A 14484-nucleotide genomic window follows, 5' to 3' on the forward strand; every position below is an offset into this window, starting at 1 on the left:
GGAAAACAGGCTAGGCTCGGCGTCAAGGACAGGAGCGAGCATGAGCGACCCCGAATTTCCGCAACACCGCATGGTCAGCCCGACCGGCGCCGACCTCGCTGTCTACACCCGCGACGCCGAAGGCACGCCGCGCGGCATCGTGCATCTCAATCACGGCCTGGCCGAACATGCCGGGCGCTATGCCCGCTTCGCCGCCGACCTAAGCCGGCGCGGCTATCATGTCATCGCCCACGACCATCGCGGCCATGGTGCGACCACGGCCCGCGACGGGGCGCCGCGTCGCTTCGCCAATGAAGACGGCTGGTCGAAGGTCCTGCAGGACGTCGCCGCCGTGCATGTCGCGGCGCGCGAGCGCTGGGGTGGCCTGCCGATCGTCATCTTCGGCCACTCCATGGGCTCGGTGATCGCCTTCAACTATGTCCTGCGCAACGCGCAAACCGTGGCTGGCGGCGCCTTCTGGAACGGCAATATGTCGCTCGGCCCGCTCAAGGGAGTCATGCGTTTCGTATTGGCCGTCGAGGCCCTACTCGGCGGCGGCAAGTTCGCCACCAGCCGAACCATAGACGCCCTGACCTTCAAGGCGTGGAACAAGCGGTTCCCGGAAGGCCGCAGCGATGCCGACTGGCTGTCACGTGATACTGACGAGGTCGACGCCTATGTCGCCGACCCGATGTGCGGCTGGGCCGCAAGCGTGTCGCTGTGGCGAAATTTCCTCGACGGCGTCGCCTATGCGGAGGAAGACGAGCACCTCAAGGCCCTGCCCAACCGCCTTCCCATACACCTGGTCGGCGGCGGCGATGACCCGGCCAGCGATAACGGCAAGGCCGTGCGCGACCTTGCCAAGCGGCTGGATCAGGCTGGCCAGCGGGATGTGACGTGTCACATCTGGGACTGGTTCCGGCACGAGACGATCAACGAGATTGATCGCGACAAGCCGATCGCCGAATTCTGCGACTGGCTCGACCGGGTCTGCGACACAGCCCGTCCAGGCGCAATGCCTACCCCATGATCACGCGTGACGTTGTCATTATCGGGGCCGGCGCAGCCGGTATGATGTGTGCCATCGAGGCGGGACGTCGCGGTCGCTCGGTGACGGTGATCGAGCACGCCAAGTCGCCGGGCGAGAAAATCCGCATCTCGGGCGGCGGGCGCTGCAATTTCACCAATCTCCACGCCGGGCCCGGCAACTTCCTGTCCGGCAACCCTCATTTCATGAAATCCGCCCTGAAGCGCTACACCCAGTGGGACTTCATCGCCTGGGTCGACAGCCATGCCATCGCCTGGCACGAGAAAACCCTCGGCCAGCTGTTCTGCGACGGGTCCGCCAAGCAGATCATCCAGGCGCTCGTGTCCGACATGAAGGAGGCGGGCGTCGAATTGCATCTGCAGACGTCCGTCACCGAGCACGAGAGAACCGCCGACGGGTTTCGGGTAACCCTGGACGATGGCACCCGGCTGGCCTGCTCGTCCCTGGTCATCGCCAGCGGCGGCAAGTCGATCCCCAAAATGGGCGCCACCGGATTCGGACTCGACGTAGCACGCCAGTACGGCGTGCCGCTGACCGAGACCCGACCGGCACTGGTCCCGCTTACCCTCGACCCCGAGCAGCTGGATCACTTCAAAACGCTGGCCGGTGTCGCCGTCGATGCCCGCGTTTCGCTTGATGGCACGGCCTTCTCGGAAGCCATGCTGTTCACCCATCGCGGACTGAGCGGTCCGGCGATCCTGCAGATATCGTCATTCTGGCGGGAGGGCGACACAGTGCACATCCACTTCCGTCCCGATGCCAACATCTTTGCCAGCCTGCGCGCGGCGCGACAGGCCCATGGGCGGCAGTCGGTCCACACTGCACTGGCAGAAGTCCTGCCGCGCCGCCTGGCCCAGCTCCTGGTCGAAGAGGCAGGTCTGGCCGGCAACCTTGCCGATCAGTCCGACCGTAAATTGCAGGAATTCTGCGACCGTCTTTCCGCCTGGCCGATTCGCCCGACGGGGTCGGAAGGCTACCGCACCGCCGAAGTCATGCTTGGGGGCGTCGACTGCGACGCCCTCGACAGCCGCACCCAGCAATGCCGGGACGTGCCAGGGCTGTACTTCATCGGCGAATGTGTCGATGTTACCGGTTGGTTAGGGGGATTTAATTTTCAATGGGCATGGTCATCAGGGTGGAGCGCCGGACAGGCGGCTTGATGCACTGCAACAACCAGGGCGGGAGAACTGGAAACCGCTCGCTATTCGACAGAGCGAGCGATATTGATAAGCCACTGAACAGCGGTCGATATTTGGCCAGAGATCAACTGGGTCGCGACGCGACGCACAAAGCGTAACACGATGAAAATCACCAGTTCCTACAGCGCCGCACTAATATTACTCGCCGCCGTGATTGTCCTCTTCACGATCGGCACGTTGTTTCGCGGTCATGCCAATGGTGCGTCCTCCGATCTCGCCGAGAGCGACCAGCCCTTCGAGGTCGTCACCCGGACCGTCGAAAGCGAAATGCGGCCGGCCCGGTTGACTCTGCGCGGGCGTACCGCGGCAGCTCGCGAAGTTGTGGTCCGGGCCGAGACTGGCGGCCGGGTTACCGAGGCCCCCGCCCGAGAAGGCGGGCCCGTGGCCCAGGGGGACATCCTCTGCCGCCTCGATATCGACGCCCGTGGCGCAGCGCTGAGCCAAGCCGAAGCCGAGCTACGCGCCCGCCAACTCGAACACGAAGCAGCCACGGAACTGGCGAATCGCGGACACCGGTCGATCAACCAGGTCGCTGCCACCGAAGCCGCCCGCGACGCTGCCCGGGCCCGCCTCTCTGCGGCCCGCGAGGAACTCGACAACCTCAATATCCGGGCGCCCTTCGACGGCTATTTCGACATGCGCGAGGCCGAAATCGGCGATTATCTGCGCCAGGGCGATGCGTGCGGCACTGTTGTCGAACTGGATCCTATCCTGATCATCGCCGAAGTCGCCGAGCGCAACGTCGGCTCGATACGGATGGGCATGGCCGGCACGGCGCGTCTGGTCACCGGGGAGACGGTGAGCGGGACGATCCGTTTTGTCGAACGCCGCGCCGACCCGGCCACGCGGACCTTCCGCGTTGAGCTGGAAGCGGATAATCCGGATGGTGCCATCCGGTCCGGCGTTACCGCCGAGATCCGGCTCGATCTGACCCCCGAGCCGGCACACCAATTGCCCGCTTCTGTACTGGCCCTGAATTCCGATGGTGAGCTGGGCGTGCGCATTATAATCGGCGACGACATGGTTCGCTTTGTTCCCGTCAGCCTGTTATCCGACGATGGTGACCACGTCTGGGTCGCCGGCCTGCCAGACCCGGCTCAGGTCATCGTGCTGGGCCAGGACTTCGTCTCTGACGGAACCCGTGTGCGAGTCGCAGACGCCGCGTCGACGCCATGACCGGCATAGTCGATTTCGCCATCAGCCGGGCCCGCATGGTGCTCGCCATTTTCGTCTGCGCCCTGCTTGCCGGACTGGTCGCCTTCGTGACCTTGCCGCGCGAAGCCGATCCGGACATCCCCTTCCCCTTTGTCATTGTCGTGGTGCCGCTGGACGGCATTTCCCCGGAAGACGCGGAGCGCCTGATCGTCCGCCCGGTGGAAACCGAGATGCGCACCATTGACAGCCTCGACGAGCTCAACGGCACGGCCTCGCTAGGCTCCGGCACGCTGGTCGCGGAATTCGACGTGCCCTTCGACGCAGACCAGTCCGTGCTCGATGTTCGCGAAGCCGTCGACATGGCACGCCGTGAATTTCCGGAGGATGTTCGCGAGCCGGTGATCCAGGAGTTCAACTCGGCAGAGGCCCCGACCATCGCGGTACAGATCTATGGCGAGGCACCGGAACGCACCCTCTACCGTCTGGCGCGCGAGCTGGAGGACGAGTTGGAGGCCCTGCCACAAATCCTCCAGGTCGACATTCAGGGGCTGCGCGAGGAACTGCTGGAAATCACCATCGACCCGGCCCTGCTGGAAACCTACGGTGTCACCTACAACCAGCTGTTCGCTGCGGTGCAATCGAATAACCGGCTGATCGCCGCCGGCGCGCTTGACAGTTCCGAAGCCCGTTTCCAGGTCAAGGTGCCCGGCCTGTTCGAAAGCGCCGAGGACGCGCTGGAGCTTCCCATCGCCACCTCCGGCGACACTGTCGTCACCCTGCAGGACGTCGCTCGCGTACGCCGTACCTTCAAGGATGCCGACAGCTTTGCGCGCTACAATGGTGACCCTGCCTATACGCTCCAGGTGGTACGCCGCTCCGGCGAAAACATCATGGAAACGAGCGCGGAAGTGCGTCGCCTGACCGCCGAGGTCACGGCCGACTGGCCGGAAACCGTCCGTCATGACTTCAGCCTCGACCTGTCAACCTATGTGCGCGACAGCCTGCAGAGCCTGACCTCGTCGATCATGCTGGCCATCATCCTCGTCCTGATCCTGGTCATCGCGGCCCTCGGTCTGCGCTCGGCGCTGCTGGTCGGCCTCGCTATCCCCTCCAGCTTCCTGTTCTCCTTCCTGCTTCTCGACATCTACGGACTGACCATCAATTTCATGGTCATGTTCGCCATGGTCCTGGCCGTCGGCTTGCTCGTCGACGGGGCCATCGTCGTGGTCGAGTATGCCGACCGAAAGCTGGCCGAAGGCGAGACCCGGCGCGATGCCTTCGCGCATGCCGGCAAGCGCATGTTCTGGCCGATCATATCCTCGACCGCGACGACGCTAGCCGCCTTCGTGCCCTTCCTGTTCTGGCGCTCGATTCCCGGTCAGTACATGGCTTTCCTGCCGCTAACGCTGATCTTCGTTCTGTCCTCGGCGCTTGTCATGGCACTGATTTTCCTGCCGACACTCGGTTCCGTCCTGGGCCGCAAAGGTGGCGCCGCCGAGACGGAGAGTGCCATTGCCCACCTCAACGCCACCGAGGCCGGTGACCCGACCAACCTGCCCGGCTTCACCGGCCGCTATGCCAAGCTCATCGCCGCCCTGGTGAAACGTCCCGTCGCCGTCTCGGGCATCGCCATCCTCATCATCGTCGCCATCGTCGGCAATTTCGCCCTCGCCCTGCCGGGCATGCGCACCGAGTTCTTCCTCGATGCCGAGCCCGAGCGGCTCTACGTCTTTGTGCGCGCACGCGGCAATCTGGATCCCTCCGAACAATACCGCCTGGCCCTCGAAGCCGAGCAGCGACTGGACGGGATCGACGGCATCAAGGGCTATTACACGGTTGCCGGAAACCCGCCCGGCCGTACGCCCTTCGACGGCGTTGGCGCGGCTCCGGCCGACAGCGTGGCCCGCATCTTCGTCGAGTTCGAACCATTCGGACAGCGCCCCAATGGCCGCCAAATCGAACGCCAGATCCGCGACGTCATGACCGGCATACCCGGCGTCATCATCGAAATCCGACCCTTCGAACAGGGCCCGCCAACCGGCAAGGACATCCAGGTCCAGCTGCGCTCCAATGACCAACCCTCTCTGACCCTGGCGGCCCGCCAGGTCAGGGCCTTCATCGACTCCATGGAGGGGCTGACCGATATCGAGGACACCCTGCCCCTGCCGGGAGTGGAATGGCGCCTCAATGTCGATCGAGAGGAGGCCGGGCGCTTCGGGGCCGACGTGACCCAGATCGGGGCTGCCGTCCAGATGGTCACAACCGGCGCCCTGGTCGGCCGCTACCGGCCAGACGATGTCGACGAGGAAGTCGACATCCGCGTCCGCTTCCCCGACAGCGAACGGGACATCTCCCGGCTCGACGACTTGCGGGTGAACACGCTCAACGGTGCGGTGCCGATCTCCAATTTCGTCAGCCGGGAGGCTCGCCCGCGTCTCGACTCGATCAGCCGGCGGGACGGCCAGCGCGTGCTCATGGTGCGAGCCAATGCCGCACCCGGCTATGCCGGCAACATCCTGCTCGGCGAGGTGCGTGACTGGGTGGATGAACAGGTCGAGGCCGGGACTTTCCCGGCCAGCGTGGAAGTCGCCTATCTCGGCGCCGACGAGGAGAATGCCGAGGCTGGGGCCTTTTTCGCCAATGCCATGCTCGCCTCGCTCTTCATGATGGCCGTCATACTGCTCTGGCAGTTCAACAACTTCTGGCACGTCGTGCTCACCCTGCAGGCCGTTGTGCTGTCTGTGGTCGGCGTGCTGCTCGGTGTCCTGGTGAGCTTCCCCTACATCTCGATCCTCTTCCTCGGCACCGGCGTGGTCACGCTGGCGGGCATCGTGGTCAACAACAACATCGTACTGATCGACACCTTCCAGCGCCTGCGCGGGCTCGGCATGAGCGTCGACGAGGCCATCATCCGCACGGCCGCCCAGCGCTTGCGCCCGGTCATGCTGACCACAGTGACGACGATCTGCGGCCTCCTGCCAATGGTGTTCCAGCTCAATGCCGACTTCGGACGCGGCGTGCTGTCGGTCGGCGGGCCGGCTTCGGAATGGTGGGTCCAGCTGTCATCTGCCGTGGTCTGGGGCTTGGGCTTCTCGACCCTGCTCACCCTTGTCCTGACCCCGGTCCTGCTCGGTGCGCCGGCCCGCCTCGGTGCCTGGCGCCGTCGCTATCTGGGTCTCGGGAGGACGCCCTCGGACATGCCGACGGACGGGCGAGCTGACAACCTGGCCTAGGGCTCGCGGCTGATCCGCACCAGCTGACCTTCCGGCTCATCGGTAAGCAGCCAGATCGATCCGTCCGGCGCCGTGCGCACGTCGCGGATGCGCGTTGCGAGATCACCGAACAGCACCTCTTCGCCCGCCACCTCACCGTCTTCCAGGTCGAGCCTCCGGACATGTCCGGCCGGGACATCGGCATCGCCCCGGATCAGTGCCGCGACCAGAAGGTCACCATCCCATTCGGGGAACATGTCCCCGCGGTACAGCGTCATTCCGGCCGGTGCGATCGACGGCACCCAGACATGCAGCGGGTCGCGCATGCCGGGATAGGTTTCGTACGGGGTCACCAGGGCGCCGGTGTAATCCACCCCGTGACTGGCAATCGGCCAGCCGTAATTCTCCCCGCGCTCCAGCACATTGACCTCATCGCCCCCGCGCGGACCGTGCTCGTGGGTGTAGACCACCCCGTCGACAGCATCGAAAACAATGGCCTGCGGGTTACGATGTCCGATGGAGAACACGCCCGGCGCCCCGTCTCCGAACGGTCCGGGCCGCGGCGTCCCGTCCGCGTTCAGGTGCACAAATGCACCGTAATGGTTGCTCGCCCGCTGCGCCTGCTCGCGATAATCAAACCCGTCACCAATCCCCAGCAGCATGGACCCGTCGGCGAGGAAGACCAGCCGGCCACCATAATGCACATCGGTATCGCGCCGGGGCGTGGCACTGAACAGGGTCTCGAAACCATCCAGCCGGTCGCCGCGCAACCGACCCCGCCCCAGATGCAGCGTGTTGTCGTCCGGCGTCCCCTCGCTCCACGTCAGATAGACCCAGCGACTGGTCTGGAAGTCCGGCGCCAGCACAACGTCGAGCAGTCCACCCTGGCCCGAATACAAGACCTGCGGCACACCTTCGAGAGGCCTTGCAACCAGATGGTCGCCGCGGATCCGACGCAGCCGGCCCGGCTTCTCGGTCACAAGCATGTCTCCGTTGGGAAGGAAGGCCAGGCTCCACGGGTGCTCGAGGCCCTCGACCACCGTTTCCATGCGCGTTTGCGCGGCCGCCGGCGCATCAGCGACGACAAGGGACAGGCCGAGGCCGATGGCCAGCCCGGTCAGATAAGCACGCTGCATGTCCCGCTCCCGAAATCCCGTTTCGCTTTTCAGACTCCAGGGCAGACTATAGTCTTGCATCGCTCGTGTAGAGCCCTGCCAAGAGGGAGACGAATCCCACCATGCGAATGCTGCTCGCCTTCCTGCTTGCCGTCCTTGTCGGCGCAGTCCTGGTGTCGATCGCCAACACCCATGTGGTACTGGGAGCGCTGGCCGCAGTCGGCGCCGAGATCCCGGCCGGTGTGCGGTTCGACGCCATCCAGCGGGACCTGGTCGGGTTCGGCCCCACGCTGGCCGTTCTGGTCTTCATCGCCTTCCTGGTCGCCTTTCCGACCGCCGGTTTCGTCGCGCGCATTCTCGGCCCCGGCTGGCGTCGGCTCGGCTACACGCTCGCCGGCGGCACGGCGATCGCCGTGATGATGCTGGGCATCACCGCAGTGTACGGCCAGATACTCGGTGCCACGGTGACACCTGTCGCCTCCAGCCGCGAACTGCAGGGGCTGCTGACGCTGGCCCTGGGAGGTGCCGCGGCCGGCTTCCTCTTTGCCAGCCTCACCCCGTCAGCTGCCGACCGTCGATGACACCCAAGATTTGAATCAATTCAAGCTCGAATGCCGCCCTGCCGGCTGAGGGAAACTTAAAACCGGCCAAGCAGGTTGGGCGCCCAACGGGAGTCCGCCTATGCCGCGCATCCGAGAAACCGTACGCGCCGACCTGCGCAACCTCCTCAAGGGGGGAGCCACGTCTCGCATTCTCGACCTCTATTCGATCGCCCGCGAGCATGGTCATCGCGAGGAGCACTCCGAACAACCCTTCTTCCAGCATCCCCAACTCAACCGCTGCTTCATCGTCAAGCACACCGTGCGCGCACACGAGCGCAGCTATGTCATGTCAAGCCAGCCGGTGGTCACCAAGGTGGTGGTGCCGCTGGCCCAGGAGGACCTGTCGCTCGGCGGCCATGCCATCTTTGTCGAGGAAGGCGGCTTTGCCACCAAGATGCGCTCGCTCTTTTCCCGCAGCGACGAGCCGCACATGATGGATCTCGACCTCATGCGCCTGCGCGAACTTGCCGCCCTGCCGAGCTTCGATCCGTTCCTCCTCGCCGAGCGCTACCGCAAGCATGAGCGGCCGATCCACGACCTCTACTTCTCGATCTCGGATGCCGAGATCGAGCGCATGGAAGACAGCGTCGCCCGCCAGGTCGTCCAGGTCGTCTCGCTAGCATTCGACGAAGACACAGGCGACGCCAATGATGACCGCGCCCTGCGCTTTACCCGCCAGCTCCTGTCCTGCGAACTCGACGGACGCCTCGACATGCTGCGCCGTTCGCTCGACATGACGGTGATCGAGTTCCAGGCCGGAATTTTCGGCTGGCGCGGCATTCTCTACTATCGCTGGTGCATGCACGAGGCCCTCGAGTCCCTGAAGCATTTCATCACCGACATGCAGGACATCACCATCGTCGGCGCCAGCAGTGCGGAGTACGACGAGCTGCAACACATGCGGCGCAACATCATCGATGAGACCCGGCACCGCTGGGCCAGCCTGTCGCACGTCATGGACGAGTACGAACGCGCCTTCGAACGCTTCTGCCGCGGCGAGGATGTCCGCGGGTTCCGCAACTTCCTGCTCAAGGCCCCGACCCTGTTCTACGACGTGGGCAGCGACATCTCCGTGGTCAGTCACGTGCCGGGCTACTGGTCCTTCTGGGACCGGCAGAACGACAAGGGGTATCTGCACGCCCGTGAAGCCATGACCCTGTTCAGCGAGTTCACCGCGAGCGTCACCCGCAATGCCCCTGGATACAACGATGATTCCAGGGGATCGGACCCGCGTCGCGGCTCCCTGATACCCGCCCCGGCTGTGGTCAGCTGCCCGGCCGCTTGATCAGATCAGACGCAACAGCGGCAGCCCACAGCCTCATTAACAAGATGGTCAAGGCTTGCCCGTTAGAAGTGGTGAACGGGCCAAACACAACGAAGCTGAGATGAGCGGTAGCGATCGTACACAACTGAAATGGATTGCCCAGGGCGGCGCGACGCCCCGGATCCTCGACCTGTGGTCGATCCGCAAGCGCTATGGGCACACCGTGGCGCACGAGTCCAAACCGTTCTTCCGCAATCCGCGCCTCAATTCCTGTTTCATTATCAAGCACACGGTGCGCCCGCACGAGCGCGCCCTGCTGCTCACCGAGAGCCCGGTCGTCACCAAGCTGATCATCCCGGTCAGCGTGCATGACCTGGCCATGGGTGGACATTCCTTCTTCGTGGAAGAGAAATCTCTCGACCGTCGGCTGCGCGAATTCCTCGGCATCGGTCCGGGCAACAAGGATTTCGAGCTCGATTTCGAGCGCTTGCGGGAAGTCTCGACCTTGCCCTCGCTCGACCCTTTCCTGACCGCCGACCATTTCACCCGCGTCGAGAACCCGGTGGCCCGGCTCTACTTCAACATCACGCCAGCCGACCAAGCGGCGATGAAAACCTACGTCGCCCGGCAGATCTCCGGCATCGTTTGCCTCGCCTTTGGCGTCGAAGAACTCAAGGCAGACGACGAGCGGGCCATCCGCTTCGCCGAGCAGCTGCTTGATGCCGATGAAGCCGACAAGATGGTGCATCTGCGCAAGACGCTGGGCATGACGGAAGAGGAATACACGCACGGAGTATTCGGCTGGAAGGGCATCCTCTATTATCGCTGGTGCCTCAGCAACGAGATGGAATCACTGAGAAAGTTCGCCATGGAGTTGAATGACTGCCATGTGCGTGGCGCCTCGCCGGCGGAAAACATCGAGCTCAACGAGATCCGACGCTGCATTTTGCGGGAAACCCGCGAACGCTGGAGCGCGCTGACCTCGGTCATGGACGATTACGACATCGAGTTCGGCCGCTTCTGCAAGGGCGGAGACGCCACGGCGATCCGCTCCTTCCTGCTCAAGGCCCCGAGTTATTTCTTCCAGCTCGGCAGCGATTTGTCTGCCGTCTCGCACGTCACCTCGTTCTGGAACTACTGGTGGCGCGACCGCGAAAAGGGCTCCCTGCCTGCGCGCGATGCCATGGAAATATTCCCCGCCTTCCTCAACAGCCTGAGCCGCGACGCAGGCCACGGCGTCCCCAAGGCGGTCATCTGAGACGGGCCCGGCCGCTGGCCGGGGCCCGCTTCATGTCGGCTATTGCAGCTCGACCGCGGCGAGATTGTCGTCGGAATTGCGGTCGACCAGCATGTTGTAGGGGTCGATCCCGGCATATTCCGGCACCTCGTCGACCACCAGCTCGATGCGCATCGTGGTGTCATCGATGCGGTGCTTTTCCATGTAGAGCACATGGTCCGACCCGGTGACGACGCCGTCGAGATCGCGGTTGAACACACCGATATCGATCATGAAGTCGATCGGCTCCTCGGTCTGCTCGCCAGCCCCGTCGGCGACGTATTTGTGCGCCTCGATCTCCAGCACCAGGTCATAGCGTCCATCCTCGCGCTCGCTGGCCGTTGCCGATGTCACGTCCAGGTCGAACAGCACGATGCGCTCGAAAAAGTCGTGGATCATCTGCTCGTGCTCCGGCCCCGCCTCCTCGCGCAGGATGCGCAGGAAGTCGAGCGTGGTGGCGTAGGGATCGGTGCTGTAGGCCCGGTCCTCGAGCAGGCGCGCCAGTACCCGGTTGACCACCGCCTCGCCGAGATAATCCTGCAGCGCATACATGATCACCGAGCCCTTGCGGTAGTGGATGTATTGCTGGTTCTCGACCCGGTAGAGCGGCTGCTCCTCAATCGCTTCCGAACCCCGCGCCGAGAGGTATTGATCCAGCTCGTACTTGAGGAAACGGCGCATGGCATCCTCGCCATAGGCCTGCTTCATAACCATCAGGGCGGAGTACTGGGCAAAGGTCTCCACAAGCATGGTGGCACCCTGAACATTGGCCGGCGCCAGCTGGTGGGCCCACCACTGGTGCGCCGCTTCATGCGCGGTGACGTAGTAGACGTAGTCGATGTCATCCGGATCCCGCAGGTCGGCGATGAAGCCGATGCCCTCGGAGAACGGGATGGTGTTGGGAAAGGCCTGCGCGAACGTGGCATAGGCCGGGAACTCCAGCACCCGGTACTGGCGGTACTGGTAGGGGCTGAAATGCTCCGAGAAGTAGCTGATGGAGTCTTCCGACGCCTCCAGCATGCGCTCCACATTCCAGTCGTGTTCGGGGTGATGGAAGACCTGGTGACGAATGCCATCGACCTGCCTTTCGGCCACCTCGTAACGCGCCGACAGCCAGGCGTAGAAGTTCAGAATCGGGCGATCCATCACGTACTCGAAATAACGCCTGTCACCCTCTACCCACTCACGCTCGAGGTAGCCCGGAGCCACCGCGATCTGGTCGGCCGAGGTCGAGACGATGGTGCGGAACGTCACATAGTGCGAATTGCCGCCGAAATAGGCCGCCTCGCCCCAGCGGCTCTCGTCCTCGAGGTCGTAGGCCCGAGGCAGGGGATCCAGCCCCTCCCGGCGACGGTCCTGGCGATCCTGCAGGAAACCGCTCCGCTCGATGCCGATAATGGGCATCGACTCGCCATTGTTGAAGAAGGTGCCGTTGTAATTGACCGTCGTCACATTACCGCCATTGCGGAAGCCCGGATTGTTCCGGTGCACCTCGAAGTCCAGCCTGCGCTGCTCTCCGGGCTGCATCGGGGTGGCGAGCTCGAAGCTGTAGACCCGCATGTCATCATCGACATGGGCGATTTCGCCCCCCTCGATCGCCTGGCTGACGATTGTCGTGCCACTGCCATAGGTCACCCAGACCGTGTCCAGCGGGCCATCCGTCTGGTTTTCCAGCCGGTAGCGACCGCGCGCCTCGTAGCGGCGGTCCTCCGGATAGATATCGACCTCGTACTCGGTATCGACGAGTGTCGGCTGTGGCAGGTCGACGAGGTGCTGGTAGGTGCGCTCATACTCGGCCCGCAGCCCGCGGGCATCGGGACCGGAGACGTACTCGTTGCGCACATTGGTGTTGTAGAAGATCCAGCCTCCCGTCACCGAGGCGCCCACTATCGCAGCGGCCAGCAGGCCGGTCGTTGCCGGGGTCAGCCCGCGGGTCAGGCCGCGCAGGCGGGACCAGATCGGGGTCAGCGCACCGCGGCTCCACAACTGGTAGGAAATGACCAGCAGGAAGAGCGCGACGAAGCTCCAATATGCCACGTACCACAGCGAGATACCGATGAAGTGGCCGCCGCCATTCATGTCAGACCACTGCCCGGTCGGGTAAATGCCATAGCGATAGAGCGTGTGGTCGAAGCCGATATTGGCCATCACCAGTGTGGCGATGAAATAGACCATCAGCGCCGCCATGCCGAGCCAGCGATTGTTGAAGATGACTTGCAGGAAGATCGCCAAGGCCGACAGCAAGACCGCCGGAATGGTCAGCTCAAGCAGGCCGCGAATGGCGTACTGGCTCCATTCGAAATTGGTGTAGCCAAGGATTAGCTGCGACAGCACCGACGAGGCGATGATGACCAGGGCCAGGGACGCCAGGACCACGCACATGGCGAGGAACTTGGTCGCGATGAAGACCCAGCTCGGGGTCGGCGTGGCGTCGGTGATTTCCGAGAAACCAACCCGCCGCTCGCGCCACATCAGCTCGGCGGCATAGAAGATCACGATGATGATCGGGAAGATCGCATAGCCGCCATTGATCAGGTCCATGAATTGGCGCGTCACCGGATAGGTGTCGGTGCCGAAGAAGGATCCGCTCAGGAAGAAGGCCGGCACGGTGTTGATCAGGCCGATGGCCAGGATGATCCAGAAGGCGATGTTGAGGACCACGCCCTTCACCTCGAAATCGAGCCGGGCAAGAAATTGCGCCCGCGCTGCGGCCGCACCTGTGCGCGGCGTCATGCGGGGCAGCTCGATGTCCATGATCGCGCTCTGTCCGGGCAGGGCTCGGGCCGCGGCATTGCCGCCCTTGCCTTCGCGGCCCTTGCGGAAGCGGAAGGTCAGCACGTTGAGCACCAGAAGACCGGCTCCGATGGCCATCCACAACACCCGGTTGGTCAGGAACACCCCCTCGAACGGGACGACCTGGCTGTTCTGCTCGAAAGCGGTCCAGTAGCGAGTCATCTCGCTGACCGTGTTCAGGGCAAACGGATCGATCAGCGCGATCTCGTCGCGCAGGTCGGGATTCTGCCCCGCCGTCAGCGAACCGACCAGGTAAAGAACGAACAGGAAGAGGAAAGCGACCCAGACCATTAGGTTGGAGCGGGTAAAGTTCGCCACAGTGAACAGGATCGTGCCAATGACCCACATGTTGACCAGGCCGATCACGGCGTAGGTGTAGACATACCAGCCCAGATTGGTCGGCCCGATCAGCTCCTGGTCGAGCCAGGGCATCAGCGAGCCGATCAGGAAGGCCAGCGGCACACTGGCAAAGCACAGGGCGGTGACAGCAAAGCCGCCGAGGAAGCGGCCGAGGACAAAGGCCTTCTCGCCGACCGGTCGGGAGAAGAATATCTCCTCGGTCTTGAAGGCCTTGTCCCTGAGCACGCCGGACGACAGGAAGGCGGCCGGGATCAGCCCGCCGAACAGCGAGAAAATCATGACATTGATCATGAGCGCGGAAGGCGAGTTGATATTGGTCTGGCCACCCCCGCCGACCTGGACCTGGTCGATGGTTACACCCCCGAAGGTAAGCAGGAAGAAGATGGCAAAAACGGCAATGAATACGGGCGAGAAGAGCTGGTAGCGCGCTTCGAACCCGGCGATCTTGGTGAGCATGGTGTGCTCCTCCTGTGCAGGTTCG

General features: G+C 63.9%; 9 protein-coding genes. 7 read left to right on the forward strand and 2 right to left on the reverse strand.

Annotated elements, in window-relative coordinates; translation table 11 throughout:
- The first annotated feature begins 40 nt into the window (after positions 1 to 40).
- The 4 genes from ACXYMR_RS03150 to ACXYMR_RS03165 all read left to right on the forward strand — a co-directional run bounded on the left by ACXYMR_RS03150 (position 41) and on the right by ACXYMR_RS03165 (position 6614).
- Positions 41 to 1009, forward strand: coding sequence for an alpha/beta hydrolase (locus ACXYMR_RS03150; protein ID WP_458941298.1), 969 nt, complete (start codon positions 41 to 43; stop codon positions 1007 to 1009).
- Complete coding sequence (locus tag ACXYMR_RS03155) at positions 1006 to 2187, forward strand: BaiN/RdsA family NAD(P)/FAD-dependent oxidoreductase (protein ID WP_458941299.1); 1182 nt, start codon at positions 1006 to 1008, stop codon at positions 2185 to 2187. Before ACXYMR_RS03150 ends, ACXYMR_RS03155 begins: the two co-directional genes overlap by 4 nt.
- A 141-nt stretch (positions 2188 to 2328) precedes the next feature.
- Positions 2329 to 3402 (forward strand): efflux RND transporter periplasmic adaptor subunit, encoded by a 1074-nt coding sequence (locus ACXYMR_RS03160; protein ID WP_458941300.1) that lies wholly within the window; start codon positions 2329 to 2331, stop codon positions 3400 to 3402.
- Positions 3399 to 6614 (forward strand): efflux RND transporter permease subunit, encoded by a 3216-nt coding sequence (locus tag ACXYMR_RS03165; RefSeq protein WP_458941301.1) that lies wholly within the window; start codon positions 3399 to 3401, stop codon positions 6612 to 6614. Before ACXYMR_RS03160 ends, ACXYMR_RS03165 begins: the two co-directional genes overlap by 4 nt.
- Here ACXYMR_RS03165 and ACXYMR_RS03170 read toward each other — a convergent pair.
- Positions 6611 to 7729, reverse strand: a complete 1119-nt coding sequence (locus ACXYMR_RS03170; RefSeq protein ID WP_458941302.1) for a PQQ-dependent sugar dehydrogenase — start codon at positions 7727 to 7729, stop codon at positions 6611 to 6613. The genes ACXYMR_RS03165 and ACXYMR_RS03170 overlap by 4 nt on opposite strands.
- 101 nt (positions 7730 to 7830) lie before the next feature.
- Between ACXYMR_RS03170 and ACXYMR_RS03175 the strand changes: the two genes are divergently transcribed.
- The 3 genes from ACXYMR_RS03175 (at position 7831) to ACXYMR_RS03185 (ending at position 10832) form a co-directional block, all read left to right on the forward strand.
- The gene (locus ACXYMR_RS03175) at positions 7831 to 8289 is read left to right on the forward strand and encodes a hypothetical protein (protein WP_458941303.1); all 459 of its coding nucleotides are present in this window, start codon (positions 7831 to 7833) and stop codon (positions 8287 to 8289) included.
- Between the two features lie 100 nt (positions 8290 to 8389).
- Positions 8390 to 9595: a hypothetical protein gene (locus ACXYMR_RS03180; RefSeq protein ID WP_458941304.1), complete on the forward strand. Its 1206-nt coding sequence runs from the start codon at positions 8390 to 8392 to the stop codon at positions 9593 to 9595.
- A 100-nt stretch (positions 9596 to 9695) separates the two neighbouring features.
- Entirely contained in the window at positions 9696 to 10832 is a 1137-nt protein-coding gene (locus ACXYMR_RS03185; protein ID WP_458941305.1) for a hypothetical protein, read from the forward strand.
- A gap of 39 nt (positions 10833 to 10871) precedes the next feature.
- Here ACXYMR_RS03185 and ACXYMR_RS03190 read toward each other — a convergent pair whose 3' ends face one another.
- Positions 10872 to 14459: an ABC transporter permease/M1 family aminopeptidase gene (locus ACXYMR_RS03190; RefSeq protein WP_458941306.1), complete on the reverse strand. Its 3588-nt coding sequence runs from the start codon at positions 14457 to 14459 to the stop codon at positions 10872 to 10874.
- Between the last annotated feature and the right edge of the window lie 25 nt (positions 14460 to 14484).

The organism is Maricaulis sp. CAU 1757, from assembly GCF_054482675.1.